The sequence below is a fragment of the Arthrobacter sp. Y3223166 genome (assembly GCF_059090935.1).
Map to the genome: position 1 here is coordinate 1 of NZ_JBNHGE010000038.1, position 26,328 is coordinate 26,328.

The following is a 26,328-nucleotide window of genomic DNA, read 5'->3' on the forward strand; positions in this document are numbered from 1 at the left end:
GGGCCCGGGCCGTCCGCTCCCGCCCGCTCTCCCGGCGGCGACGACGACGGCGGGAGCCCGGTCCCCGCCGCCGCGCCCAAGGACGGGGGCAGCATCCCGATCGGCCTGCTGGACATGCCGTTCCGGCAACGACAGGTGCCGCTGCGCTGGCAACCGGAGCACGACGGACACCTGGCGGTTCTCGGGGTAGGGGGCGGAGGACACCGGGAGTTTTTGCGGGTCCTCGCGGCGCAACTCCTGGGCGGACCGGTGGAACGCCACTGCTACGTGCTGGACGGTGACGGTTCGCTCGGCTTCGCCGCGGACGCCGGCCGGACCGGCGCCTACGTCGGCCCCCAGGACAGCGAACGGGCGGCAAGGGTGCTGCGGCGCCTGGCCAACGAGGTTTCCGCCCGGCTCGGCAGCCTGGCCTCGGCCGGGGGTCCGCCCGATCCGGCGGCCGTCGTTCCGCTGGCCCTGCTGGTCAGCGGGTGGGGCCGCTGGCTCGGTGGCTTCCGGGCCGGCCGGCTCGGCTGGGCAGAAGACTGCCTGCAGGATCTGGCCCGCGACGGCCAGGCCACGGGGGTCGTCCTGGTTGTGTCCGGAGACCGAGAGCTGTCCGGCAGCCGCTTCCTGCCGCTCATGGCCAACCGGCTTTACCTTCCGACCGGTGCCGGTCCCGAAACCTTGCTGGGCTGGCCCCGCCTTCCTCCCATGAACGCGGTGTCCGGCAGGGCTTTTGTGCAGGGCCGTATCGGCGGCGACGGCGGGGCCTGCCAGCTGGTCACCGATCCAACCGGCTGCCCGCCGCCGGCCGCGGCCCGCGCCCGTCCCTTTCGGGTCGAAGCGCTGCCGCTGACCGTTCCCGCGGCCACGCTGCCCCGCGCGGCCCGCGGGCTACCGGTGATCGGCGTCGAGGGCGACGAGCTGGGGCCCTCCACGCTGCCGCTGGCCGCCGGCGAGGTGTACCTGGTGCTGGGGCCCGATGGCAGCGGGAAGACCAACCTGATGGTCGTGCTGCAGCGGGCGCTGGAGGGACTGAGGACCTGTTGCGCACCGCCGCACGGCAGAGACGCCGACGACTTCTGGGCCGGCCGCGCGGCCGTCGGGCGCGGCGCCGTCCTGCTGGTCGACGACGCCGAGGACCTGGGCACGCGTGCCCACGGTGCCATCGCGGCCATGATCGCCGCCGGTGCATCGGCCGTGGTGGCCGCGCGCCCCGGGCCGTTGCTGCCGCAGCAGGTTCCGCTGGTCCTGCAGGCCAGGGCACGCGGGCGCGGCATGGTCCTGGCGCCGCGGGCGGGCGCGGATGCGGACTTCTTCGGTGTGCGGCTCAACGACGGGTGGAGACCGCCGGGACGCGGCTACCGGATCGAGGCCGGCCGGGCCGTCCCGCTGCAGGTGGCGCTGGCTACAGGGCGCGGGGTGCGGCGCCCTTGACCAGGAAATCCGTCACGGGCTTGGTCAGCAGCAGGACGAAGGAGGCTGCGGCCGCCACCAACAGGACCGGGCCCAGCAGCAGCTGGCCGCCTTGGATCATGGAGATGGCCACAACAACCACGAAGATCTGCCACACCAGGGCAGCAGCGCGGGTCCAGCGGTACCCGCGGAACAGGTAATGCCCGACGACGAGCAGCCAGAGGCCGAAGACCAACATCAGGACCAGCAGGAAGACGCTGCTGGTCAGCGATATCGGGGTTTGGGTGGCCAGCCCGTACGCGAACAGGGCCGCTCCGCCCAAGAGCACCAGTGCTTCCAGCACCACTGCCGCCGCTACGATTTTGATGGCGATCGGACGGGCGGCAGGGAAGGATGAGGGTGCAGGCATTGACACACTCGCACCCTACCTTAGATAGTCGGAATAACGGCTCCAGTTCGCCGGGCACCGGCTCCCGCTTGGAGCCGAACCATATCACCCTGTGACGAATGACTCAGGTATTACGGCCGGTTAAGTCCGCACGACCTCTTGTTTACGCGGATTTAACATGAAACGCTTGATGGCGAAGCGCAGAGGGGGCCGGTCGGGCTCCCTTTTCTATGAGTCTGTTCGTGAATGTTTTCACAAAAACCACCGGACACCATTTAAAGGAGTATGTGATCAGCATGGATTGGCGTAGCCGCGCGGCATGCCTGGACAAGGACCCGGAACTGTTTTTCCCCGTGGGGAACACCGGGCCGGCACTCCTGCAGATCGAAGAGGCCAAGAGCGTCTGCCGGCGCTGCCCGGTGATTGATACCTGCCTGCAGTGGGCCATCGAATCCGGCCAGGACGCCGGCGTGTGGGGAGGCATGAGCGAGGACGAGCGCCGGGCGCTGAAGCGCCGTGCCGCCCGGGCCCGCCGGGCCTCCTGACCCGGTACCCCCAGTGTGGCGAGAGGCCGCTGCCGGATTCGGCAGCGGCCTCTCGCGTCGGCTGATCCGCCCGCGCTCAGCGGGCCCCTTTGGTGTTGAGCACCAGGTCAATCCGCACACACGTTCCCCCGCCGTCGCGCGGGGTCCATTCGATCCGGCCGCCTAATTCGCTGGTGACGAGGGTGCGGACAATCTGCAGGCCCAGGCCCTCCCGCCGCGGTTCCTCGGGCAGGCCCACGCCGTCGTCCTCGACCGAGACGGTCAGCAATTCGTCTTCGCCCCGCCGGCTCCGCCGGGCAGTCAACCGGACGGTGCCGTGCCGCCCGGCCAGCCCGTGCTCGACGGCGTTCGTGACCAGTTCATTGATCACCAGGGCCAGCGGGGTGGCGAACTCGCTGGGCAGTTCCCCGAACTCGCCGCTGCGCTCCGTGCGGACGGCCTGCGTGGGCGAGGCTACTTCCGCCGAGAGCCGGAACTGACGCCCGATCAGTTCGTCGAAGTCCACGTTCTGCGCCAAGCCCTGGGACAGCGTTTCGTGGACCAGCGCGATCGAGGCGACGCGGCGCATGGCCTGTTCCAGCCCCTGCTTTGCTTCGTCGCTGACCATCCGGCGCGACTGCATGCGCAGCAGCGCCGCGACCGTCTGGAGGTTGTTCTTCACGCGGTGGTGGATCTCCCGGATGGTGGCGTCCTTCGACACCAGCTCCATCTCCCGCCGGCGCAGCTCGGAGACGTCCCGGCACAGCACCAGGGCGCCGAAACGCTCCTGTTCGTTCCTCAGCGGTATGGCCCGGAGCGAGAGCGAGACGCCGCGGGATTCAATCTCCGTGCGCCAGGGCATCCGGCCGGTGACCACCAGCGGCAGGGTTTCGTCGACCATCCGCCGGTCCTTGAGCAGCGCCGTCGTCACCTCGGCCAGTGAGCGGCCCTCCAGGGACTCGACGTCGCCGAGGCGCCGGAATGCAGAAACCCCGTTGGGGCTGGCGTATTCCACCACCCCGTCGGCGTCCAGCCTGATCAGGCCGTCGCCGACCCGGGGCGCGCCGCGGCGCGACCCGGTCGGCGAGGCGAAGTCCGGCCACAGTCCCAGCGTTCCCATCTTCAAGAGGTCGTAGGCGCACTGCCGGTAGGTCAGCTCCAGCCGCGACGGCATTCTGGAGCTGGACAGGTCCATGTGCGACGTCACGACGGCGAGCGTCCGGCCGTTGCGGACCATGGGCACCGCCTCGACCCGCATGGCCATCTCGGTGGTCCAGTCCGCCTCCGACGACCGTTCGATCGCCTGCGACTGGCGTGCCTGGTCCACCAGCGACTTGAGGTCCGCACGGATCCGCTCCCCCACGAAGTCCCGGTGGAACACCGTGTGGGTGGTTGACGGGCGCACATGCGCCAGCGCCACGTAGCTCCCGTCCGGCGTCGGGAACCACAGGACCAGGTCGGCGAACGCCAGGTCGGCGATCAGCTGCCAGTCGCCCACCAGCAGGTGGAGCCACTCCGCGTCACCCGGACGAAAGTCCGCGTAGTCGCGGATGGGATCGGTGAAGATCGCCAAGCTATCGCCGCACTGTCGAACGCATCAGTCGCAGTGCCACGGACAGCGACGCCATGTCGTCCTGCTCGAGCCTGTTCACTTCCTCGAACATGTCCCGGGTGCGCTTGATGTTCTCCGCGTTGGCCCGTTCCCACTCGTCGAGCCTGGCCTCGGCCTGCTCCCCTGCCGGGGTGCTTTGCATGACCGCCACGGTGATGTCCGTGACCGTCGTGTACAGGTCGTCGCGCATGGCGGCACGGGCGAGCGACTGCCAGCGGTCCTCCCGCGGCAGCGCCGTGATCCGCTCGAGCAGGTTGTCGACGTCGAACCGGTCGTAGACCGCGTAGTAGACGCGTGCGACGGACTCGACCGGTTCGTCGATCTGCCCGGCGATGCGGGCGACGTCGAGCAAACCGAAGCTCTCGAACTGCTCGGCCCACTGTCGGGCGATCCCTGCGGGCAGCCCGCGTTCTTCGGCGGTTTCCAGCCATTCGTGCACGCGGACCAGGTCGTCGCCGCGCAGGTACTGGGCCAGGTTGTTGCGCAACGGGTCCATTTGGGGCTTGAACATCGCGACGCCTTCTGCGACCGGGGTTCCGCTGTCGACATGGTTGATATACCAGCGCACCGCACGGTCCAGCAGGCGGCGCATGTCCAGATGCACCATGCACCACAAATCCGTGGGGAAGCTGGCAGGCAACGCGTTCAACGCTTCCACGAGCTTGTCGAATTCGTAGATCTCGCGCAGCGCCACGAACGCCCGCGCCACGTCCGCCTCGGAGACGGACGTTTCCTCCATGACCCGGAAGGCGAAGGTGATGCCGCCCATGTTGATCATGTCATTGGCAACGACGGTGGCGATGATTTCCCGGCGCAGCGGGTGGCCCGCCATATCGTCGCCGAACCGCTCGACCAGCTGGTGCGGGAAATAACCGCGCAGCACGCCGTCGAAGTACGGGTCGTCGGCCAGGTTGCTCTCGGTCAGCGCATGGGTCAGCTCGATCTTCGAGTACGCCGCCAGCACGGACAGTTCCGGACAGGTCAGGCCCTGGCCGGCCGCGATCCGTTCGTGCAGCTCCTCGGTGGTCGGCAGCGCTTCGAGTTGCCGGTCCAGTTCGGCGTGGCTTTCCAGCCAGTCCATCAGGCGTTCGAAGCTCGGGCTCCACTCGATGATCCGCTGGCGGTCGTTGAGCAGCAGGACGTTCTGGTCGATGTTGTCCTGGATGACCAGGCGTCCGACTTCCTCGGTCATCGAATGCAGCAGGTCGGCCCGCTCCGCTACCGGCAGTTTCCCGGCGGCGACCATCTGGTCCACGAGGATCTTGATGTTGACCTCGTAGTCCGAGCAGTCCACGCCGGCGGAGTTGTCGATAGCATCGGTGTTGAGGATGATCCCCTTGCCGGCGGCTTCGATCCGGCCGCGCTGAGTCATCCCCAGGTTGCCGCCTTCGCCGATCACCTTGACCCGCAGGTCCGCGCCGTTGACGCGGATGGCGTCATTGGCCTTGTCGCCGACTTCGGCATTCGACTCGGTCGACGCCTTCACATAGGTGCCGATGCCGCCGTTGTACAGCAGGTCCACCGGCGCCTTCAGGATGGCCTGCAGCAGTTCGGGCGGACTCATGCTCGTGACCTGCGGATCGAGGCCGAGAACTTCCCGCACCTGCGCGGACAACGGGATCGACTTCACCGACCGCGGGTAGACCCCGCCGCCGGCGCTGATCAGCTTCTCGTCATAGTCCGCCCAAGAGGAACGGGGCAGCTCGAACAGGCGACGGCGCTCCTGGAAGGAGGCAGCGGCGTCGGGATCCGGGTCCAGGAAGATATGCCGGTGGTCGAAGGCCGCGACCAGCCGGATGTGCTCGGAAAGCAGCATCCCGTTCCCGAAGACGTCGCCGCTCATGTCCCCGACGCCGACGACGGTGAAGTCCTCGGTCTGGGTGTCGACGCCGAGTTCGCTGAAGTGCCGCTTGACCGACTCCCACGCGCCGCGGGCGGTAATGCCCATCGCCTTGTGGTCGTAGCCGACCGAGCCTCCGGACGCGAAGGCGTCGCCGAGCCAGTGGCCGTATTCCAGCGAGATGTCGTTGGCGATGTCGGAGAAGCTTGCGGTCCCCTTGTCCGCGGCGACGACCAGGTAGGTGTCGTCGCCGTCCAGCCGGACCACCCGCTCGGGCGGCACCACGTCCTGGCCGGTTGCGGACCGGACCAGGTTGTCGGTGATGTCCAGCAGGCCGCGGATGAAGGTGCGGTAGCTTTCCTGCCCCTCCGCCATCCAGGCCGCGCGGTCCACGGCGGGGTCGGGCAGCCGTTTGGCGAAGAAGCCGCCCTTGGCGCCGGTAGGCACGATGACCGCGTTCTTGACGGTCTGCGCCTTGACCAGTCCCAGGATTTCGGTGCGGAAGTCCTCCCGCCGGTCCGACCAGCGCAGTCCGCCGCGGGCCACGTCGCCGAAGCGAAGGTGGACGCCTTCCACCCGCGGCGAGTAGACCCAGATTTCGTATTTTGGCCGCGGGAACGGTGCACCCTCGATCCGCGAAGGGCTGAGTTTGAAGCTGAAGTAGGGCTTGTCCTGGAAGTAGTTGGTGCGAAGCGTCGCGTCGATCAGGTTGGCCAGCGAGCGCAGCACCCGGTCCGCGTCAAGGGTGGGCACGGCTTCGAGTCCCGCCGCGAGCTCGGAGCGGGCGGCCTCGACCGCCGCCTCGCGGTCGCCTTCCAGGTCCGGATCGAAGCTGGCGTTGAACACCGCCAGCAGGGCGCGGGCCACTGCCGGGTTGGCCAGCAGCGTGTCGGAGACGAAGGCGTAGGAGACCAGGTTGCCCAGCTGCCGCAGGTAGCGGGTGTACGCGCGCAGCACCGCAACCTGGCGCCAGCCGATGCCCTCGGCCAGGACCAGCCGGTCAAAGCCGTCCGACTCGCTGCGTCCGGTGACGGCAGCGCCGAAGGCTTCCTCGAGCAGGTCGCCGGTGGCGATCGGGTCGACGCCCGCCGGATACCGGAGGCCGAAGTCGTACAGGAAGTAGTCTTCGCCGTCCGCCGTGTTGATCTCGAACGGGCGCTCGTCCAGTACCTCCAGCCCGGTGTTCTGCAGCACGGGCATGATGTTGCTCAGCGACCGGGCCTCCGGCAGGTACAGCTTCAGCCGGGCGTCGGCGGCGAGGACGTCGGCGCTGTCCTCGGGAACGTAGACGTGCAGCACCGGGGCCGCGCCGGGGTCGCCTCCCTCGTAGTTGCGGAAACGGGCGATGTCCTCGAGCGCGTCTTCCACCTCGTAGTCCACCCGGTAGCTGGGCGGGAACGCGTCCTTCCAGTTCGCCGAGAGGCGGGCAGCCTCCTCGCCGTCGAAATTGGCGCGCAGCACCTCTTCGATGCCCTCCGACCAGGACCGGGACGCCTGGGCAAGCCGGCGCTCAAGGTCGGCCGTGTCGACCTTCGGCACCGTGGAGGCACGCTTGAGGCGGATGCGGAAGAACAGCCTGGCCAGGGCGGATTCGGACATCCGCGCCTCGTAGTCGATGCTCTGCGGGTCGAAGGTGTTGCGCAGCTCCTGCTCGATCCGCAGCCGGACGGCGGTCGTGTAGCGGTCGCGCGGCAGGAACACCAGGGCCGACACGAACCTGCCGTAGGCGTCGGTGCGCAGGAACAGCCGGGTCCGGCGCCGCTCCTGCAGCCGCAGGATGCCCATCGCGGTCGCGGCCAGCTCCTCGACGTCCATCTGGAACAACTCGTCCCGCGGGTACGTTTCGAGGATCGACAGCAGGTCCTTGCCGGAGTGCGAATCGGCCGGGAAGCCGCTGTGCTGCAGCACTGCCGCGACCTTTTCCCGGGCAATCGGGACGCTCTTCACCGAACGGTTGTAGGCGCTGGTGGCGAAGAGGCCGATAAAGCGGCGCTCGCCGTCGACGTTGCCCTGCGCATCGAAGCTCTTCACGCCGATGTAGTCCAGGTATGCCGCGCGGTGCACCGTGGACCGCGAGTTCGCCTTGGTAATCACCAGCGCGCGTTTTTCCCGGGCGCGGGCACGGCCCTCTTCGGTGAGGTGCTGGACCCGCTTCGTGTCGCCGATGTGGCGCATCATGCCCAGGCCGCTGTCCTCGCGGACCAGGAGCACGTCTTCCCCGTCCTGGGTGACGAGATCGTATTCGCGGTAGCCCAGGAAGGTGAAATTCCCGTCGTCGAGCCACTCAAGCAGCTCCTTGGCCTCCTGCAGGTCGGGAATCTCCTCCGCTCCCACGACCGCATCCAGCGACGCCGCAACCTGCCGCACCTGCCGGCGCATGGCCGGCCAGTCCTCGACCGACGCCCGGACATCCGCCAGGACGCTCTTGAGGCCGGACATCAGCTCGGCGGCCTTGTCCGGCTCGATCCGCCCGGTCTCCACAGCCATCCAGGATTCGATCCGCAAAACCTGGTCGCCGCCGGTCTCAAAGGATCCCAGCTGCGGCAGTGCCGCCGTGTCGCCGCTGGAGACTCCGGCGGCGGCCGGCACCTGTTCCACGCCGGTGAGGTCGTGGCTGTCCCGGGCCCGGGTGGCTACAAAGGTGGGGTGCGTGATCATCCGGATGGCAATGCCGTGGCGCAGCAGCTCCGCGGTCACCGAATCGACCAGGAACGGCATGTCATCGGTGACGATCATGACGACGCTGGCCTCGGGTTCGTCCCGGATGGCGATCACGGGCTGCGCCGGCGGCCGGTGAACCGCCAGCTCCCGGTGCGCCAGCGCGCGGGCGCGGAGCACATCCGGACTGTAGCTCGCGGCATCCTCCGCGGCCAGGTGCTCATAGTATTTAGCGATGAATTCCTCATCGCCGGTAGCTGAGCTGGACAGATCCGCCATGCTGGATCCAGTCGACATGTAAAACGCCTCCGATAGGTGTGTCCCAACCGCGCCGTTGCGGTCCTTCGGCAAGCCTAACGCGGCGCGTTCAAAACTTCACTTTGAGCGGGCACGACGGCGGATTCCCCGCCTGGGCGGCGCCGGCCGGCTTCCGGCCAGCCCGGCGATGGCGTGCCGCAGCGCAGAGCCCGGCGCGGATTCCAACAGGACCGAGCCGCCCAGCAGGGCGGCATCGGCTGCGGCGGTATCGGACGGCAGCAGGGCGGGGACGCCGGCGGCCGGCACGAACCGTTCCCAGGCCTCCCGCAACTGTGCTTCCGGCCGGGCTCCCACGGCTGCCGCCCGAACCTTGTTGAGCACCACTTCGGCCGAGGCGGAGGGGACGGCATGCGCCAGTTCGTCCAGCGCGCGGACCAGCCGCGGCAGCCCCACCGAATCCGCGCTGCCCACGGCCAGCACCCGGTCCGCCGCCTCCAGCACCCGCAATGTGGCACCATTGCGCCGCGGCGCCAGCGAGTCAAAGCTCAGCTCCTCGTCGTGTTCCAGCGAGAAACCGCAATCCACGACGACGGTCTCCGCCACCGCCCGCGCCATGTCCAGCACCGCCCCGAGCGCCGACGGCCTCAGCTCGGTCCACCGGTCCACCCTCGTAATCCCGGTCAGCACCAGCATCGAGGTTCCGGCCACGGCTACCTTCAGGCAGACCCGTTCCAGGGCCGGGCTGTCCAGCACGCCCTGGTCCGCCAGCCGGCAGGCGTGGGCAAGCGCGGCAGATTCATCGAGCAGGCCAAGGAACGCGGCGACGCTGGCCCCGTAGGTATCCGCATCCATCAGCAGGGTCCGCCGGCCGGCGGCGGCGTATTCGGCGGCGAGGTTGACCGCCACGGTGGTGCGTCCCGGCGCCCCGGCCGGACCCCACACCGCGACGAGTTCACCCTTGGCCCCTGCAGGTGCCGGCGGTTCAACTGCAGCGTCGTGCGGCCGCAGGGCCCGGGCGGGGTCGGCCAGCGCCGCCCCTCCCGGCGCAGCGGCTCCTGCTGCCGCTCCGGCCACCGTCAGCGAGCGCAGCTGCGCGACGGACTCGGCCACCAGTGCTGCCAGGGCCACGGGCTCAACGGTTGCGGCACCCGTGCGGATGCCGAGCGCTTCGAGCCGGAGGCGTTCCCCGCCGTCGTCGGTCAACGCCACCACGGACACCTCGGCGCCGTGCAGCCGCTCCAGCACACTGCCGTCGAGCTCCCTCGTCCGGCCCGCCACGATGGCCGCCCGGGCCAGCCCGGACTGCGCCGCCGCCAGCAACTCCGCGAGGTCGGTGCAGCGCCGGACCACGGTGACAGGCCCATGGAGCCGTTCCAGGCCGTTCACGAAGTCGGCGGCCGCCGTTCCCAGCGTGACGACCGGCAGACTCATGGAGTACCGGCCGGGTTGAGTACCACGTTAATGCGTGCCCCGTTGGCGAGGGCATGCAGCAGCGCCGGCATGGTGTCATCATCCACCAGGACGTGCAGCCGTTCCGCCCCGGACGAGCCGAAAGCGGTGGTGGCGCGCGTCAACTGCGACACCTCGGCCGCCTCGAGCAGCCTCTCCGGCTCCTTGAAACCGTTGCGTCCGTCGGGCAGCGACACCCATACATCGACCCGGGAACCGGGACCGGCCTCCTCGGGCAACGGGCTCTCGATACTCAGGCCGATCGGTTTCCGGTCCAAGTCGTCGCCGGCGCCCAGCACGGAAGCCGGCAGCAGTTCACCGCCCCGGACCAGCGCGGTGGCGACGGCATCTGCCGGCAACCCCGTTGCTGCCGGCAGATAAAGGCTGCCCGCCTCGCCCAGCCGAACGTCGACGACGACCACGTCGGCGGCGGAGATCGGTTGTCCCACCGCGATGTCCGTCCTGGCCGCCAGGACACCGGTGGTCTTATCCGCGCTGTTGACCAGCGCTGCGACTCCGGCCACCGAAGCCGCCACGAGCAGCAGCCCCACCAGCAACCGGGGATCTTTCCACGACGGGCGTTTCAACCGCTGTGCGACGGTTTTTTCTGCGATGGCAGCGCTCACGAATTTTTCCCCCTTATTCCCGCGCCCCAGGGGACAGCCAGCCTGCGCTCCGAGAGTCGGCCCCGAGGCCGCGGGTGGCACCATTCTGGTCGTGGCCCAGGGGAAAGGGAACCGCCGCGGCCACCCGGGCCGGATCTGGGGAAAACTTTTCAGAAGCAACGGGTCCAGTTGGATCAAACGACGTCAAACGGTGCCATAATGGCTGAAACCGTCCCCGCTCCGAAGGATCAGCCCATGCCGCGGTTCCTCACCCTGTCCGATGTGGCGGAGGAGTTGCAGATCTCCTCGTCGCAGACGTACGCCCTGGTTCGCAGCGGCGAACTTCCCGCCATCCAGATCGGCGGCCGGGGCCAATGGCGCGTCGAGCAGGTCATGCTCGACCAGTACATCCAGGACAAGTATGCCCAGACGCGGCGGCTGATCGAAGAGGCCAAGTCCACCACGGAATGAGCATTCAGTCCGGGCTGCGCGACACGAGGGCCGCAATGGCCGCGAAGGGCACCGTGTAGACCGACCGGACATTTGCCGCGCGCCTGTCCTCGCCCGACGGCACCGCCGCGAGGTCGAAGGAGTCCGCCCCGACCCTGTCGACCACCCCCTCGGCCGCCGGGATGCCGGGGCCGCCCGACAGGTAGACCGCGACCGGTGCGCGGTCGCGGCCAAGGGCGCGCAGTGCGGATCCGAGCCCGAGCCGACGCGCCCCGGTCGAGTCGGCAACCGCATGCCGGCCCATTCCTTCGAGCAGTTGGACAGCGGCCAACGGCAGGAGCACGCTCCGCACTCCCTCGTACAGCACCAACCAGGTTGATCCGACATGGGCCAGCGTCCCCTCGAACCTGAGGTCTGTGCCTGCACGGACGCGCAACCTGCTGCCCAGCTGCCCCCGAAGCCGGTCGGCCAGACCCACCGCGGCCAACTCGATCCGGGCGCGCTCGTTTACCTCCGCTTCCAACTCCAGCCGGCCTGCGGCGTGTAGCTGGGTCTCCAAATCGGCAAACAGGGCGTCCCAACGCATGGCGCCAGCCTAGGAACCTGCACCACATACCGTCAACGGAAAACCGACTGCTTTACAACAAGTGTTTGAAGCTGCCACCATTGGAAAACAAACAGCACTAAACATAACCAAACTACATCAAACGGCAGTAACACCTTTCTCTCCGGAGGCGCTTCCCATGCTCAGAACCACCGCCGATCTGGCAACCACAGGGCTGGTGACGGCTTGTGCCGCCGTGCTGATGCTCGCGGGGAGGGAGCTGGCCACCGGCGCCACGTGGCCTCCGCAGAACTATCAGGACCTGCTGGCGCTCCTGTCGATCGGAGCCGGCGCGGCCGTGCTCTGTTGGTTGCTCCTGGGCATGGCGGCAGCGGCGGCCTGCGCGGTGCTGGCCAGGACCGGCCACAGTCGCCTGGCGGCCCGGTCGGCCGTGTGGAGTCCCGCGTTCCTGCGGCGCTTGGCGGGCGCCGTCGTCGGCCTCAATCTGGTGGTGGTCGCGGGCGCCCATGCGGCGGCCGCAACGCGTCCGGCCGAAGCCGCGGCCGGGACCGGCGCGTCCAGCGCCGCCGTTGTGGATCCCCGGTGGCAGCCGGACGGCCTGGCCGGTCCGGTAAACCCTCCGGTGGACCCCTCATGGAAGCCCGCTCCGCCGGCCGCGGCCCCGGGCGCCGTCGCCAAGCCGCCAACCCGGGAAGCCTCTGACACACCCCGGATGGTTACCGTCACCGCCGGGGATTCCCTCTGGCAGCTCGCGGCCGCCGAACTGGGCGCGCTGGCGACCGACGTGGAGATCGCCGAGCGGTGGCCGGAGTGGTATGCCGCCAACCAAACCCTCATCGGTCACGACCCCTCCCTGATCAAACCCGGGCAAACGCTCGTCGTACCTCCCCCCGGATAGAAGCTTTCCGGAAGCGGCCGTCAGACGCACACGGGAGCCGCGCCGTGTGGCGCGGCTGGAAGCCAAGGCAGTACCAGTGGAAGGAAGGGCAGGACATGGACAACGTGCGACACCTCCCGGCCGTGCAGACGCCGGAAAAGGAAGCCGCGGCGGGCGCGTGCCCTGACGCGCTGGCACCGGCGAGCGGGGCGCCCCGGCCCCTGACGGTACGGCGGGTCAAACCGGCCGGGCCGGACGGCTACTTTGCGCCTGTCATCCGGTTGCAGCCCAGGCGACCGGATGACACCCGCGGGGCGGCCGGACCCGCCACCGTGCCCCGTCCCGTTCCGCTGCCGGTGGGCGGGGATCCCGAGGCGGAGGCCGAACTGCTCCATGTCACGGCGATGGCCCGGTCCGTGGCACAGGCCTGTCTGGAGGCCGTCTCCGGCACACGGCCGGTCCAACAGCTGGCCCGCTGGCTGGACCCGGCCAGCTACGAAAAGCTGGTGCACCGGGCGGACATCGCCAAGGCCCACCAGGCACAGCTGCGTTCCGATGGCCGGGCACCGCTGCGGCTGCACCGCAGCCCCGTGGTGCGCTCCGCCAGGGTGTGCCGTGCCGCCGACAGCGCCTATGAAGCGTCGTTGGTGGTGGCCGAGACCCGCCGGATACGCGCGGTGGCGCTGCGACTGGAGTGGATCCGCGGACTGTGGAAGGTCACGGCCCTGGAGATCGGCTGAACCCGAGACTACTTCCGGCGCTTGCCGCTCTTGGCGGGGCGCTTGTCCCTGGCGGGCGCTGCCGCCTTGGCCGGGGCCTGGCGTTCGACCCGTGTCTCGGCTTCCCCGGATACACTAGGCGCCGTGAACTGCAGGGCCGCCGGCCGCTGCGGAGCTTCCAGCCCGGCCGCAGTGATCTGCGGCGCCGCCGCCGCCCGGGCGTCAGCGACCCCGGGGACCGTCGCCTCGGCCGGCTGCTGAACCTGGACCTCGAGGTTGAAGAGATAGCCGATGCTCTCTTCACGGATGGACTCCATCATGGCCTGGAACATCACGAACCCCTCGCGCTGGTATTCGACCAGCGGATCGCGTTGGGCCATGGCCCGCAGTCCGATGCCCTCCTTGAGGTAATCCATCTCGTAGAGGTGTTCCTGCCACTTCCTGCCGATCACCGAGAGCACCACGCGCCGCTCCAGTTCGCGCATGGTCTCGGAGCCGAGCGTCTGCTCACGCTGCGCGTAGGCGACCTTGGCATCGGAGACAATTTCCGCGCGCAGGAAATCCGCCGTGACCCGCGAGCGCCCGCCGGCTTCCTCCAGCACCTCGTCGATCGTCAGTTCGATCGGGTAGAGCTGCTTGAGGTTGGTCCACAGCTGCTCGTAGTCCCAGTCGTCGCCATGGCCCTCAGCGGTGGCTTCGTTGACCATCGCCGTCACCACGTCCTCAAGGAAGAACGCGACCTTCTCGTGCAGGTCGTCGCCTTCCAGGATGCGCCGCCGGTCGTTGTAGATTGTCTCACGCTGCCGGTTGAGCACGTCGTCGTACTTCAGCACGTTCTTGCGCTGCTCGGCGTTCCGGCCTTCGACCTGTGCCTGGGCGTTCTGGATGGCCTTGGAAACCATCTTGGACTCCAACGCCACGTCGTCGGGCATGCGGGAGGAGTTCATGATGCGTTCGGCCGCGCCCGAGTTGAACAGCCGCATCAGGTCATCGGTCAGGGAGAGGTAGAAGCGGGATTCGCCCGGGTCGCCCTGGCGCCCGGAGCGGCCGCGGAGCTGGTTGTCGATGCGCCGTGATTCATGCCGTTCGGTACCCAGCACGTAGAGCCCGCCGAGCTCCTTGACCTCGTCGTGCTCGGCCTGCACGGCTTTCTGCGCCGCTGCCAGGGCGGCGGGCCAGGCGGCCTCGTAGTCTTCCGGGTTCGCGGCAGGGTCCAGGCCGCGGCGTTCCAATTCGGCCACCGCGTTGAACTCGGCGTTGCCGCCGAGCATGATGTCCGTACCGCGGCCGGCCATGTTGGTGGCCACCGTGACGGCACCCTTGCGGCCGGCCTGCGCGACGATGGCCGCTTCCCGGGCGTGGTTCTTGGCGTTGAGCACTTCGTGCCGGATGCCCTGTTTCGCCAACTGCTTGGACAGGTACTCGCTCTTCTCCACGCTGGTGGTGCCCACCAGGACCGGCTGGCCCTTTTCGTGGCGCTCGGCGATGTCCTTCACGACGGCGTCGAACTTGGCGACTTCGTTCTTGTAGATCAGGTCCGACTGGTCGATGCGGGCCATCGGCTTGTTCGTCGGGATCGGAACCACGCCGAGCTTGTAGGTGCTCATGAACTCGGCCGCTTCGGTTTCGGCGGTGCCGGTCATGCCCGAGAGCTTGCCGTAGAGGCGGAAGTAGTTCTGCAGGGTCACCGTGGCCAGCGTCTGGTTCTCGGCCTTGATCTCGACGCCCTCTTTGGCCTCGATCGCCTGGTGCATGCCTTCGTTGTAGCGCCGGCCGGCCAGGATGCGGCCGGTGTGCTCATCGACGATGAGCACCTCGCCCTTGAGCACCACGTAGTCCTTGTCCCGCTTGAACAACTCCTTGGCCTTGATGGCGTTGTTCAGGAACCCGATCAGCGGCGTATTCGCCGATTCATACAGGTTGTCGATGCCGAGGTAGTCCTCGACCTTTTCGATGCCGGATTCCAGCACGCCGACGGTACGCTTCTTCTCGTCGACTTCGTAGTCTTCGGTGTCCTTCAGCCGCATCACGACGCGCGCAAATTCGGTGTACCAACGGTTCACGTCGCCGGAGGCCTGGCCGGAAATGATCAGCGGGGTGCGGGCCTCGTCGATCAGGATCGAGTCGACTTCGTCCACGATCGCGAAGTGGTGTCCGCGCTGGACCAGTTCGTCACGGCTCCAGGCCATGTTGTCGCGCAGGTAGTCGAAGCCAAACTCGTTGTTCGTGCCGTAGGTGATGTCCGCCGCGTACTGTTCGCGGCGCGTCGCCGGGTTCTGGTTCGACAGGATGCAGCCGCTGGTCAGGCCCAGGAAGCGGTAAACACGGCCCATCAGGTCGGACTGGTATTCGGCCAGGTAGTCGTTGACCGTCACCACGTGGACGCCCTTGCCGGTGAGCGCGTTCAGGTAGGCGGGCGCGGTGGCCACCAGCGTCTTGCCTTCGCCGGTCTTCATCTCCGCGATGTTGCCCATGTGCAGGGCTGCGCCGCCCATCAGCTGGACGTCGAAGTGGCGCAGGCCGAGCGTGCGGCTGGCGGCTTCGCGGACGGCCGCGAATGCCTCCGGGAGCAGGTCGTCGAGCAGCTCGCCGTCCTGGTAGCGCTGCTTCAACGTGTCGGTTTCCCCGCGCAACTCGGCATCCGTGAGGGACTTGAAGTCCTCTTCCAGGACGTTGATCGCATCGGCGTAGCCGCGCAGCCTCTTCAGCGTCTTCTTGTCGCCGGTACGAAGCACACGCTCGAGAATCGTTGGCACTACATAGCTCCCAGTCAGTTGCGCAGAAATCTGGCTCGTTCAGTCTACGTGAGAGACGAGTCCCGCAGCGTTTTGGTTCCCGGCGGCCGTTTCGCGCTCTCACGGGCCAGGGCCGGGGCCAAACCGCCGCTCTCCTGAACCACCACGGCGTCCAGCGCCAGCCACTCGGCCATGCCGGCCAGCTCGGCTGCCAGCTCCGCGGCGGTTCCGGGCGGGGCGTCGTCTTCGGCGTGCGCAGCCCGGACCACGAGCCTGCCCGAGGCCCGGTCCGCTTTCAAGTCCACGCGGGCACACAGCCGGTCCCCCAGCAGGAACGGCAGGACGTAGTAGCCGTAGGTCCGCTTCGGCGCCGGCGTGTAGATTTCGATCCGGTAGCGAAAGCCGAACAGCCGCTCCACCCGCTGGCGTTCAAACACCAAGGAATCGAAGGGGCTCAGGAGTGCCCTGCCGGTGGCGCGGCGCGGCCGGGCCGCCTCGGCGTGCAGGTACACGTCGCCCCTCCAGCCATCCACCTGCACCGCTTCCAGCTTTCCGGCCGCCTCCAGGGTCCGCACCGCGTCGGCGGCCGCCCGCACCGGCACCCGGAAGTAGTCGGCGAAGCACTTGACGGTCCCGATGCCGTGAGCCAGCGCTGCGGCCTCGATCAGCCTCAGCATCGCCTGTTCAGGATCGGGCCGGTACTGTGCGTCGTGCGGGGCGGGCAGCACCCGCTCGGTCAGGGTGTAGAGCCGTTCGAACTGGGGAGTCCGCCCGGCGGCGCTGACCAGCCCCTGTTCGAAGAGGTCCTCCAGCACCCGCTTGACCGCGTTCCAGTTCCAGCCCCAGTCGGTCTTCGGCTGGTGCGCGTCATGGCCGATCCGGTCGGCGACAGCCCGGGCGGTCAGGCCGCGCGAGGAGGAAAGCGTGTCCAGGATCTTGGCGGTCAGGTCCTGGACGAGGACCGGATCCATGCCGGCCGCGCCAACCCACCGGCGACGCTGCCACTGGCGGAGATCGGCGAAATCCTGCGGCTTGATATAGCTGGCTTCGTGCGCCCAGTACTCCATCATGCGGCGCGGCGCTTTTCCCGCAAACCGGTGGAGGATGTCGACGTCGTAGCCGCCGAGCCTGGAGAAGAACGGCAGGTAATGCGAGCGCACCAGCACGTTCACGGAGTCAATCTGCAGCAGCCGCAGCCGGTCAAAGGTCCGGCCCACCTGCCTTGCCGTGACAAGGCCGGTGGGCCGTTCCTGAACCAAGCCCTGCGCCGCCAGCGCGATGCGGCGGGCCTGGGCCGGAGTGATGCGGGCTGTCATGCCTTCATACTAGGCAGCCGCGGCGCTGTCAGGCCTTGGCGCCCGCCGACGCGCGGTAGGCCAGCACCTCTTCGCGCGCCTTGGCTTCTTCGGCGCTGCAATCGGCGTCGAGGGTGATCACGCCGTACGTCCAGCCACGACGGCGGTAGACGACGCTGGGTGCGTTCGTCGCCTTGTCGATGAACAGGTAGAAGTCGTGTCCCACCAGTTCCATGTTGTCCACGGCATCGTCGAGAGTCATGGACGCGGCCGGGAAGACCTTGCGGCGGATCAGCACCGGCGAGTCTCCGGCGGGAACATCGTTGTCGATGTCGTAGCCGGTCCGGTCCTCGGCCTGGTCCTGGGCAGTTGCCGCAGCCAGCGCCGCTTCGTGCAGCGGCATGTCCGAGCTGGCCGGTTCCAGCGTGGCGGTGGCCTGATGGACGGCGGTCGGGGTGTGACGGCCGTGGTGGACCTTGCGGCGGTCCCGAGCGCGGCGCAGGCGCTCCAAAAGCTTGTTATAGGCAATGTCGAAAGCTGCAAACTTGTCCGCGGCCTTGGCCTCGGCGCGGACCACGCTGCCCCGTCCGAGCACGGTGAGCTCGACGGTCATCGAGCTTTCGGCATTGCGGGCATTGGCCTCTTTGGTGACTTTGGCATCAAGCCGCTGGACCTTGTCGCCCAACTGCTCGATCTTGGAGATCTTCTCCTCAGCGTACTCGCGGAACCGATCCGAAACGGACAGGTTGCGGCCGTTGATGTTGAATTCCATGGTGCCCTCCATAATTGCCTAGATGACACAACAGCGACCGAAAAGAGAAACTCCTTTCAGCCGCTGAAGACGGGTTGCCTCCCTCGCGGGAGCCCATACTTCACGTTAGATCACGGACACCTTTTATTCACCCTTTACCCACGAATATCTACAACATTTGCCGACGATGTCCGAGGGCACTCCGAGGGCCGGTGCAGTCGGCACTGCATAATCGTTACACCCCGCGTCATTCCGCGGCGCTCACGAGGGCCGGCTCGCGGCCTCCCGGCCCGCATCCCGGCCGGCGGGCCCGGCCGGGGCCAGAAGCGGCTGCCAGCACCGCTCCGCCCAGGGGATGTCCGCCGGCGGCACGCAGGGCCCGGGCCAGCTCACCCATCGTGGCACCGGTGGTGAGCACGTCGTCCACCAGGAGGCAGCACCTCCCGGCGATCAGGGGTGCGTACCCCGGCGGCACGGCCATGCTGCCGGCAACGTTCCGTTGCCGCGCCGACCGGCCCAGCGACTTCTGCCCGCCCGTGGAACCCGGCCGCTGCAGGCGCCGCGCCGGGTCCACTTGGCGGACGGCGGGCAGCAACTGCAGGCCGGCCGGCAGCAGGCCTTGGCGGGCCAGGCGGGACAGCAGCAGTTGAAGCGGATCGTAGCCGCGGCGCCGGCGGGAGCTGCCGCGCGAGGGAACCGGGACCAGCACCGCTGCGGCGGGCCGGCCCGCACGTGCCGCGGCCGCGTCCAGGGCTCCGGCCAGCACGACGGCCAGCACCGGCGCCAACTCGGTCCGGCCGTGGTTCTTAAAGGCCAGCACGGCCTGGGACAGTTCACGCCGGTAGGGTCCCCCGGCGGTCACCGGCAGCGGCCGGCCTGCCTCGTCCAGCGGCAAGGAGTCGGCGTCCTGCTCCACGGCGATCGGTCGCACCGTCGAGCGCCGCAGGCGCCGCCTGCAGGCAGCGCACAGGACGTAATCCGGCGCACCGCAGGCCACGCAGTCGGTCGGCAGCAGCAGCCGGCCGAACTGCCCGGACCAGATCCGCAGCGCCTGCGGGGCCGGGCTGAAATACAGCCTGTCCAGCCGGGTTCCCACGTCCGGCGTCACCTTTATCACCGTTCCCGCCATCCCTTCAGCCTGGCCGCTCCCCCGCCCGCCCGGCGTGCCCTGGGCGCCGGCTGTGGAGTGTTCCGGTGCTGCGGCGGCTGTGGAGGCGGGGCTATCCGGGGAAGGACGGATCGATGACCAGCGGGGAATTTCGCTGCGGCGCCCAGCTGTTGCCGACGCGGATGTAGAGCATCTCATTGGTCTGGGCGTACACGTCCTGGTCGCCGTTGCCGGCGCTGATCTCCACCATCCCCTGCAGGGGCGCGGTCCGCAGGGTGCTGCCGTCCAGGTTCAGCACCTCCGCAGTCACCGCTTGGTCGGGCGAGGCCTGCATGACGACGACGGTATCCTCGTCCGCCCAGACGCCCGAGTCCACCGGCACCGAGGGGTTCAACCGCTTGGGGGTGGTGATGCCCCGGGGCCGACCGTCCTGGTCGCGGACGACGCCGGCAACGTAGACCGAGGTGCTCTCGCCTTCACGGGTGGTGATGAGCGCCCTGGAACCTTCACGTGAAATCTGCAGCTCGGTCACAGTCCGCTCCGTCAGCCACTGGGCGCTGACCGCCACCGATTCGTCCGGCGCCTCGATGGACACCGCGGAGACTTTCCCGCTGCCGTCGCCGGCCGCCGCCCAGGCCCAGCCGAAGGGATCGACGCTGGGTCCGGTGAGGTTGCTTCCGGATGCCGCCTCCACCGCGCGGCGGTCCTCGCCGATCACGAACATCCGGTTGCGCTCGGCGGTCAGGAAGGCAAAGCGTTCCTGGTCCAGCGACATCGCCGGTTCGCGCGGGCGCAGCCGGCTGACGGACGGCAGGTCCTCCGGCTTGACCGGCCGCGATCCTTCGTAAAACACCAGTTCCTCGTCCAAAACCCCGATCTGCACGTTGCCAACCGCGGGGTCCGTCACCGCGGCTTGGAACTGGGGATCTGGGGAATTGCCCAGGTCCACTTCCCGCTGGTCCACGGTCATCTGGACGGTGGAGACGGTATTGAGCTCTCCCAGCGTCAGTTCCAGCTGCTGTTGCATCTGCTGCCGGCGCAGGAACGTGGTGCCCGTGAGGACTTCGGCCGACAGGTCCACGCTGGCAGCCCCCGATTCGATCGGTACGGCCCGCCGAACCAGCTGCGAGCCTTCCGGGAAGGCACTGATCACGGCGCCGGCCAGGTACGGCGCGGGCCCCTCCAGCATGGCAGCCACGATGGCCGCCGAGATGCCCTGCCGGTTGGCGAACCAGCGCACGTCCGGCACGGCATACGTGTACGTCGGGTCGTAGTAGTACAGGTTGAACGGGGAGAACAAGGTGCGGAAGTCCACCGTGGAGACCATGGTCCCGTCCGGAACGCTGGAGATCCGCCATTCGCCGTCCACCTGCGCCAGTTCCACCGGCAGCGATTCGGTGGCCCCTTCCTCGGCCTGGGTGCGGACGCCCGACTCGTTGATCGTGGCATCGACCTCCACCTGGAGCACGAATTCGGTTTCGGACGGCGATCCGACAATCCGCACGACGTTCCGGTACACCAGCGTCCGCTGCACCGGCTGCCATTCGCCGGCGAGGTCCGGGGCGAGGAATTCGCGCGCAATCCGGTAATCGTCCTGCGTGGCCGTGCCCGCCTGGATGAAGCCGGCGACGATCTGCTGCGGGGAGTCCCCCGGCGACGGCCCCGGCGGGTTGAAGGTGTAGCCGGTCCCCCCGGTTTCGCCCGAATCGGCCTGGACCGTGCCCACCGGCCCCGACATCGGGATGGAGGAACAGGAGACCAGCGCCAGCATGGCACAGAGCATGACGACGACGGCGCGCAGCCGGGAGGGGCGGGCAGGCTCAGCTGGGATCCGGAACACCGTTTTCCTCCTGCTGTTCGAGGAGCACATTCTCGGCCACCAGCTGGCCGTGCCACGCGGAGGCGCCGGCCGGTGGCAGCGGCAGCGGCGAATGGGTGAGCGTGCCGCCGCTGTGCCGCGGCAGCGTGAGCCGGAAGCAGGCACCGTTGCCCGGCTCGCCCCACGCCTGCAGCCAGCCGCCGTGGAGGCGGGCATCCTCGGTGGAAATCGACAGCCCCAGACCGCTGCCGCCGGTGGTCCGAGCCCGGGCCGGGTCGGCACGCCAGAAGCGGTCGAACACCCTGGAGGCTTCCATGGGCGTCATCCCGATGCCGTAGTCCCGCACCGAGACGGCCACGGCGTCCTCGGTTGCCCCGACCGTGACCTCCACCGGTTTGCCTTCGCCGTGTTCCAGCGCGTTGACAATCAGGTTGCGCAGGATGCGTTCGATCCTGCGGCGGTCCATGTCCGCGATGCAGCGCGGCTCGTGGGCAATCAGCCGCAGCTCCGACCCGCTGTTCTCCGCAAGCGGCTGGGCGGCGTCGAGTGCGGTGCGGGCGATCTCCACCAAATCGGTCGGCTCCGCGTCCAGGGCGGCAGCACCGGCGTCGAAACGGGAGATCTCCAAGAGGTCGGCGAGCAGCGCCTGGAAACGCTCCACCTGGTTGTACAGCAGTTCCGTGGAGCGGGCGTTGATGGGATCGAAGTCCCCGCGCGATTCGTACAGCACCTCCGCGGCCATGCGGACCGTGGTCAGCGGCGTCCGCAGTTCGTGCGACACATCGGACACGAACCGCTGCTGCATTTCGGACAGCGCCGCCAGCTGCGTGATCTGCTCCTGCAGGCTGTTGGCCATGTGGTTGAAGGAGGCCCCCAGCCGGGCGAGTTCGTCCTCGCCCCGGACTTCCAGCCGCTCCTGCAGTTGTCCTGCCGCCAGCTTCTCCGAGGCGATCGCTGCCTGGCTGACCGGGTGCACGACGGCGCGGGTCAGCAGCCAGACGATGCCGCCGACCAGGATCAGGAGCAGCCCGCCGCCGATCCAGAGCACCCGGTGAATGAAGTCCAGGGTCTGCTGGACCGAGGAGAGGTCGTAGATCAGGTACAGCGCATACGAATTGCCCGGCGGCAACGACACCTTGGTGCCGAATCCGATCGCCGGGACATCACTGTCGCCCACGGGCAGCGCGAGCGCCTGTCGGTACTGCCCGGTGCCGGTGGCCACCTCACGGGCCAGCCCCTCCGGAATGATGTTGGCGGTGATGGAGGTGTTCGACTGGCTGAACACGTAGAGGTTCTGGCCGCCCGGCAGCGGCGTCAGCAGGTAGTAGCGCGGCGCTTCGGCGCCAGTGCCTTCCAGCAGTTTCAGCGTGTCCGCCACCATGCTGGAGACGGTCGCCCGGTCGCTGGCAGAGGAACTCTCGAAGATTGTCTTGACCTGGGACAGCCCGCGCCGGGACTCGGCCTCCGCCTGGTTTACCCGCTCCTGGTAGAGCCCGGAGGCGATCTGGCTGGAGAGGAACGCGCCCACGCCCATGAAGGCGAAGGCGGTGAGCAGGACGGCGGCGGTCACCGTGCGGAACTGCAGCGACCGCCGCCATTTCCGGTTCAGGAACTCGCGGGCCCGCAGCGTGGCATGCCAAGCGGCCTCAGCTGCCGCCTTCAGCTTGGCTGTCCACCGGCTGAGAACCGGCTCCACTTACCCTTGGCCGGCCTTGTAACCGACGCCGCGCACCGTGAGCACCACTTCGGGGGCCTCCGGATCGCGTTCGATCTTGGAGCGCAACCGCTGGACGTGAACGTTGACCAGGCGAGTGTCTGCGGCGTGGCGGTAGCCCCAGACCTGCTCCAGCAGCAATTCGCGGGTGAAGACCTGCCAGGGTTTCCGGGCCAGGGCCACCAGCAGGTCGAATTCCAGCGGGGTGAGCGAGATCTTCTCGTCCCCGCGGTGAACCACGTGCCCGGCAACATCGATCACCACGTCGGCGATCCGCAGGGTCTCGGGCGCCCGCTGGTCGCCCGGGCGCAGGCGCGCGCGCACCCGGGCTACGAGTTCTGCCGGCTTGAACGGCTTGGGCACGTAGTCGTCGGCACCGGATTCCAGGCCCCGGACCACGTCGGAGGTGTCCGACTTGGCCGTCAGCATGACAATGGGAACATCCGATTCGCCACGGATCTGGCGGCAGACCTCGATGCCGTCCAGCCCCGGGAGCATCAGGTCGAGCAGCACCAGGTCCGGCTTGCTGCTGCGGAAGACCTCGAGGGCCTGCGCGCCGTCCGCGCAGAACACGGGATCGAATCCGTCGTTGCGCAGCACGATGCCGATCATCTCGGCCAGGGCCTCGTCGTCGTCTACGACCAGAATGCGTGCCTTCATATCTCCCTATTGTTCCCTATTCCCCTCATCCCTGACGTAACGACGCACAGGGCACACCGACACTGCGCCCACGGCGGGCCCGCGCCGGGATGGTAGGAACTGGCGGACCGAAACTATAGGCTGATGAGAGGCTAACACTTCGCCGGAGGCCTCCCGCAGCCGGCGACACGAGATGAGGAAGACGGGACGCGATGAGCCACGGGGCCAATGACGCCGGGCACGACAGCAGGGATCCGCAAGGCCAGGGCCCCGACGGCACGGGCCCCGGCAACGGCGCCGGGGCCGACAGCCAGGCGCCGGGCCAGCCTGCGTGGGGGCAGCAGCCGGTGTGGGGCCAGCCGCCGGCCTGGGGACAGCCCGGGCCGGGCGCGCAACACCCGACGTGGGCGCCGCCGGGCCAGCAGCCTCCGCCCTCCCAGCCCGGATGGAACCCGCAGCCGGTGTGGGGACAGCCCGCGCCCGGCGCACAGCAGCAGGAAGGTTGGCCGGCGCCCTCCCAGTCCGGGTGGAACCCGCAGCCGCAGTGGGGACAGCCCCCGCCCGGCGCACAGCAGCAGGGAGGCTGGCCGGCGCCCGCAGGTCCGGGCCCTTACCGCGGCTATGTGGCTCCGCCGAAACCGGGCGTCATCCCGCTGCGTCCGCTCGGCGTCGGCGAGATCCTCGACGGCGCCTTCCAGGCGGCCCGCAAGAACGCCGCGGCGGTCTTCGGCACCGCGGTGCTGCTCCAGGTGGTCGTCAGCGCGCTGGCCTGGCTGGTCGGCGGGCTGATCATTTCGGCCTTCGGCGGCCTGCAGGTCATGGCCAACGAGGAACTCACGGATGCATCCGCGGTGGCCTTCGGCCTGTCCATCATCATCTCCTCGCTCGTGCTCGGCCTGCTGTCCGGGGTGGGGATCCTGGTCCTGCAGGGCGTCCTCGCCATTCCCACCGCCCGGGCCGCGGTCAACCAGAAAACCGGCTTCGGCCTGATGTTCGCGCTTGCGAAGGGCCGGATCGGTGCGCTGGTCGGGCTGGCCCTGCTCTATCTCGCCCTCACCGCTGCCGCACTGGTCGCGATCATCGCCGGCTCCTTCTTCCTGGCCGACCAGCTCGGCGTGTCCTCGGCCTGGATCATCGTGCTGATCATTGTGGGCCTGACGGCGGTATCCGTCTGGATCGGCATCAAGCTGATGCTGGCACCGGCGGTGATCATCATGGAACGCGCCTCGGTCTTCCGGGCGCTCGCCCGGTCGTGGCAGCTGACCGACCGCAGCTGGTGGCGGACCTTTGGCATCATCCTCTTGTGCACCATCATCGTCACGGTGATCACCTCCGTGGTCAGCATGCCCATCTCGTTCATCGTGGGACTCGCCGGTCCGCTGCTGGGCGACCCCACATCGCCCGAGAGCATGCTGGCGACCATGGGGCCGCTCACGCTGGTCTCGATGCTGCTGTCTTCCATCTTCTCGGCCATCGGCTACGCCTTCCAAGCGGCCGTGATCGCCCTGGTCTACATCGACCTGAGGATCCGCCGCGAAGGGTTCGACGTCGTGCTGTTGCGCGAACATGAAGCCTCCGGCGGCCGGGAGACCCGGACCATTCCGGGACTCGGCGCGGGCGCGGCACCCGGCCCCGCGGTTCCCGGGCCGGCCGGCCCCTGGCCGACGTGACCGTGCACGCCCCGGGCATCGCGGCAGTGGCACCGGGTTCCGCAGCTGTCCCCTTCGAGGTCCCGGTGGAGCCGGGGCCGGAAGAGGCGCGCGAACTGCTCGTCCGCGAACTGGCCAAGGAGGAGTACCAGGATGCCCGGCCCGGGGTCTTGGAATCGGTGCTGCAGGCCATCCTCGACTGGCTGGCCGGGCTGGTCGCCCAACTCAATGGCTTCAGCCCCAATCTCGGCACGCTGGTCCTGGTCCTGGCCGCCCTGCTGCTGATCGGCGCGGCCGTGTGGCTGATCAAGCCCCGGCGCAACGCCCGCAGCCGCGCGGCGGCGGAGATGTTCGACGGCGCCGTCCCGCTCACAGCCGACGAACACCGCCGCAAGTCCCGGGCGGCCGCGGACCGGGGCGACTGGGATGCGGCGCTGACCGAGCGGTTCCGCGCGCTGGTGCGCTCGATGGAAGAGCGGGTGGTCCTGGATGCCCGGCCGGGCCGCACCGCCGACGAAGCGGCCGCAGGCATCGCCGCCGCGTTCGGCGCCGAGGCCGGGCGGCTGCGGGTTGCGGCCAACCGGTTCGACGCCGTGCGGTACGGCAACGTTCCCGCCACGCGTGCGGACCTTGACCAGCTGGCGGCCCTGGACGATTCCCTGGCCGCGGCCTCCCCGCAGCCGGGCGGCAGCGGCCCGGCGCCGCTGGCGGTTCCGCGATGAGCCACGCACGCGCCGCGGACCGGACTGCTGCGGCAGCCAACAGCTTCGCCGGAGGCACCACCGGAACCGGCGGCGCACCCGGAGACCTGCCGGAAACCGTCGGCGACGGCGGCTCGGTGCTGTCCACGCTGCGCGACCGGCTGCGCCGGTGGAGCTTCTGGCTCCTGCTGCTGGTGCTGCTGTGCGGCGTCGTGGCGCTGGAACTGCTCCGCGGCCCGGCCGCCGACCGCGCCGACCTCTCCCCCGGCAACGCCGCGCCCAACGGGGCCCAGGCCGTGGCCGAAGTGCTTCGCCAGCAGGGGGTGCAGGTGACCGCCACGAATTCGCTGCAGGAGACCCGGGACCAGCTGACGGCAGGCGACGCCGCCCTGCTGATCCACGACCCGGACGGCTACCTGACCGCCGGGCAGCTGAAACCGCTGAAGGAGCAGGCCGCGCGGATCGTGCTGCTCGAGCCCGGCTTTGAGGCGCTGCGGGCCCTTGCCCCCGGCGTCCGGGCCGCCGGCGTCGTCCCTGCCGACGGGGGCAACCTCGCAGCCGCCTGCGGCCTGCC

General features: G+C 69.0%; 20 protein-coding genes and 1 pseudogene. 8 read left to right on the plus strand and 13 right to left on the minus strand.

The window, feature by feature from the left end; translation table 11 throughout:
- Window positions 1-1,419, plus strand: a pseudogene (locus AC5RUH_RS13820) (hypothetical protein); the annotation flags it as partial.
- Here AC5RUH_RS13820 and AC5RUH_RS13825 read toward each other — a convergent pair.
- Window positions 1,391-1,807, minus strand: coding sequence for a hypothetical protein (locus AC5RUH_RS13825; RefSeq protein WP_494000210.1), 417 nt, complete (start codon window positions 1,805-1,807; stop codon window positions 1,391-1,393). The pseudogene AC5RUH_RS13820 and the gene AC5RUH_RS13825 overlap by 29 nt on opposite strands.
- A 275-nt stretch (window positions 1,808-2,082) precedes the next feature.
- Between AC5RUH_RS13825 and AC5RUH_RS13830 the strand changes: the two genes are divergently transcribed.
- Window positions 2,083-2,331, plus strand: coding sequence for a WhiB family transcriptional regulator (locus AC5RUH_RS13830; protein ID WP_086994524.1), 249 nt, complete (start codon window positions 2,083-2,085; stop codon window positions 2,329-2,331).
- A 76-nt stretch (window positions 2,332-2,407) separates the two neighbouring features.
- On the opposite strand, the gene AC5RUH_RS13835 is transcribed toward AC5RUH_RS13830, so the two are convergent.
- The 4 genes from AC5RUH_RS13835 to AC5RUH_RS13850 all read right to left on the minus strand — a co-directional run bounded on the left by AC5RUH_RS13835 (window position 2,408) and on the right by AC5RUH_RS13850 (window position 10,753).
- Entirely contained in the window at window positions 2,408-3,883 is a 1,476-nt protein-coding gene (locus tag AC5RUH_RS13835) for a sensor histidine kinase (protein ID WP_494128864.1), read from the minus strand.
- Between the two features lies 1 nt (window position 3,884).
- Complete coding sequence (locus AC5RUH_RS13840) at window positions 3,885-8,717, minus strand: NAD-glutamate dehydrogenase (RefSeq protein WP_494128865.1); 4,833 nt, start codon at window positions 8,715-8,717, stop codon at window positions 3,885-3,887.
- 78 nt (window positions 8,718-8,795) lie between these two features.
- Window positions 8,796-10,109 (minus strand): CpaE/TadZ family protein, encoded by a 1,314-nt coding sequence (locus AC5RUH_RS13845; protein WP_494128866.1) that lies wholly within the window; start codon window positions 10,107-10,109, stop codon window positions 8,796-8,798.
- The gene (locus AC5RUH_RS13850) at window positions 10,106-10,753 is read right to left on the minus strand and encodes a hypothetical protein (protein ID WP_494025570.1); all 648 of its coding nucleotides are present in this window, start codon (window positions 10,751-10,753) and stop codon (window positions 10,106-10,108) included. The genes AC5RUH_RS13845 and AC5RUH_RS13850 overlap by 4 nt, the downstream gene beginning before the upstream one ends.
- A 234-nt stretch (window positions 10,754-10,987) precedes the next feature.
- On the opposite strand from AC5RUH_RS13850, the gene AC5RUH_RS13855 reads away from it, so the two are divergent.
- A complete protein-coding gene (locus AC5RUH_RS13855; protein ID WP_493979122.1) occupies window positions 10,988-11,203 on the plus strand; it encodes a helix-turn-helix domain-containing protein in 216 nt (71 codons plus the stop codon).
- 4 nt (window positions 11,204-11,207) lie between these two features.
- Here the strand turns inward: AC5RUH_RS13855 and AC5RUH_RS13860 are convergent, their stop codons facing one another.
- Window positions 11,208-11,768, minus strand: coding sequence for a hypothetical protein (locus tag AC5RUH_RS13860; protein WP_494128867.1), 561 nt, complete (start codon window positions 11,766-11,768; stop codon window positions 11,208-11,210).
- Window positions 11,769-11,925: 157 nt separating this feature from the next.
- Here AC5RUH_RS13860 and AC5RUH_RS13865 point away from each other — a divergent pair, with 157 nt between their 5' ends.
- Both AC5RUH_RS13865 and AC5RUH_RS13870 read left to right on the plus strand, forming a co-directional pair.
- Entirely contained in the window at window positions 11,926-12,645 is a 720-nt protein-coding gene (locus tag AC5RUH_RS13865) for a LysM peptidoglycan-binding domain-containing protein (protein ID WP_494025568.1), read from the plus strand.
- Between the two features lie 95 nt (window positions 12,646-12,740).
- Window positions 12,741-13,364, plus strand: coding sequence for an Rv3235 family protein (locus AC5RUH_RS13870; RefSeq protein ID WP_494025567.1), 624 nt, complete (start codon window positions 12,741-12,743; stop codon window positions 13,362-13,364).
- Window positions 13,365-13,372: 8 nt separating this feature from the next.
- Here AC5RUH_RS13870 and secA read toward each other — a convergent pair whose 3' ends face one another.
- From secA to mtrA, 7 genes are all read right to left on the minus strand, one after another.
- Window positions 13,373-16,099: a preprotein translocase subunit SecA gene (secA, locus tag AC5RUH_RS13875; RefSeq protein ID WP_494128868.1), complete on the minus strand. Its 2,727-nt coding sequence runs from the start codon at window positions 16,097-16,099 to the stop codon at window positions 13,373-13,375.
- A gap of 44 nt (window positions 16,100-16,143) precedes the next feature.
- Window positions 16,144-17,394: a winged helix-turn-helix domain-containing protein gene (locus AC5RUH_RS13880; protein WP_494128869.1), complete on the minus strand. Its 1,251-nt coding sequence runs from the start codon at window positions 17,392-17,394 to the stop codon at window positions 16,144-16,146.
- 28 nt (window positions 17,395-17,422) lie between these two features.
- The gene (hpf, locus tag AC5RUH_RS13885) at window positions 17,423-18,145 is read right to left on the minus strand and encodes a ribosome hibernation-promoting factor, HPF/YfiA family (protein WP_494000220.1); all 723 of its coding nucleotides are present in this window, start codon (window positions 18,143-18,145) and stop codon (window positions 17,423-17,425) included.
- Between the two features lie 226 nt (window positions 18,146-18,371).
- A complete protein-coding gene (locus AC5RUH_RS13890) occupies window positions 18,372-19,253 on the minus strand; it encodes a ComF family protein (protein ID WP_494128870.1) in 882 nt (293 codons plus the stop codon).
- 91 nt (window positions 19,254-19,344) lie between these two features.
- Window positions 19,345-21,072, minus strand: coding sequence for an LpqB family beta-propeller domain-containing protein (locus AC5RUH_RS13895; RefSeq protein ID WP_494025563.1), 1,728 nt, complete (start codon window positions 21,070-21,072; stop codon window positions 19,345-19,347).
- Entirely contained in the window at window positions 21,053-22,747 is a 1,695-nt protein-coding gene (mtrB, locus tag AC5RUH_RS13900) for an MtrAB system histidine kinase MtrB (RefSeq protein ID WP_494012514.1), read from the minus strand. The genes AC5RUH_RS13895 and mtrB overlap by 20 nt, the downstream gene beginning before the upstream one ends.
- Window positions 22,748-23,425 (minus strand): MtrAB system response regulator MtrA, encoded by a 678-nt coding sequence (gene mtrA / locus AC5RUH_RS13905; RefSeq protein WP_493989146.1) that lies wholly within the window; start codon window positions 23,423-23,425, stop codon window positions 22,748-22,750.
- A 191-nt stretch (window positions 23,426-23,616) separates the two neighbouring features.
- On the opposite strand from mtrA, the gene AC5RUH_RS13910 reads away from it, so the two are divergent.
- From AC5RUH_RS13910 to AC5RUH_RS13920, 3 genes are all read left to right on the plus strand, one after another.
- Window positions 23,617-25,074 carry a glycerophosphoryl diester phosphodiesterase membrane domain-containing protein gene (locus AC5RUH_RS13910; RefSeq protein WP_494128871.1) on the plus strand — a complete coding sequence of 486 codons (1,458 nt, stop codon included), beginning with the start codon at window positions 23,617-23,619 and terminating at the stop codon, window positions 25,072-25,074.
- Entirely contained in the window at window positions 25,071-25,775 is a 705-nt protein-coding gene (locus tag AC5RUH_RS13915; protein ID WP_494012516.1) for a DUF4129 domain-containing protein, read from the plus strand. The genes AC5RUH_RS13910 and AC5RUH_RS13915 overlap by 4 nt, the downstream gene beginning before the upstream one ends.
- Window positions 25,772-26,328 (plus strand): DUF4350 domain-containing protein (locus AC5RUH_RS13920; protein WP_494128872.1); only part of this gene is annotated, 557 nt, incomplete at its 3' end. The genes AC5RUH_RS13915 and AC5RUH_RS13920, both read left to right, overlap by 4 nt.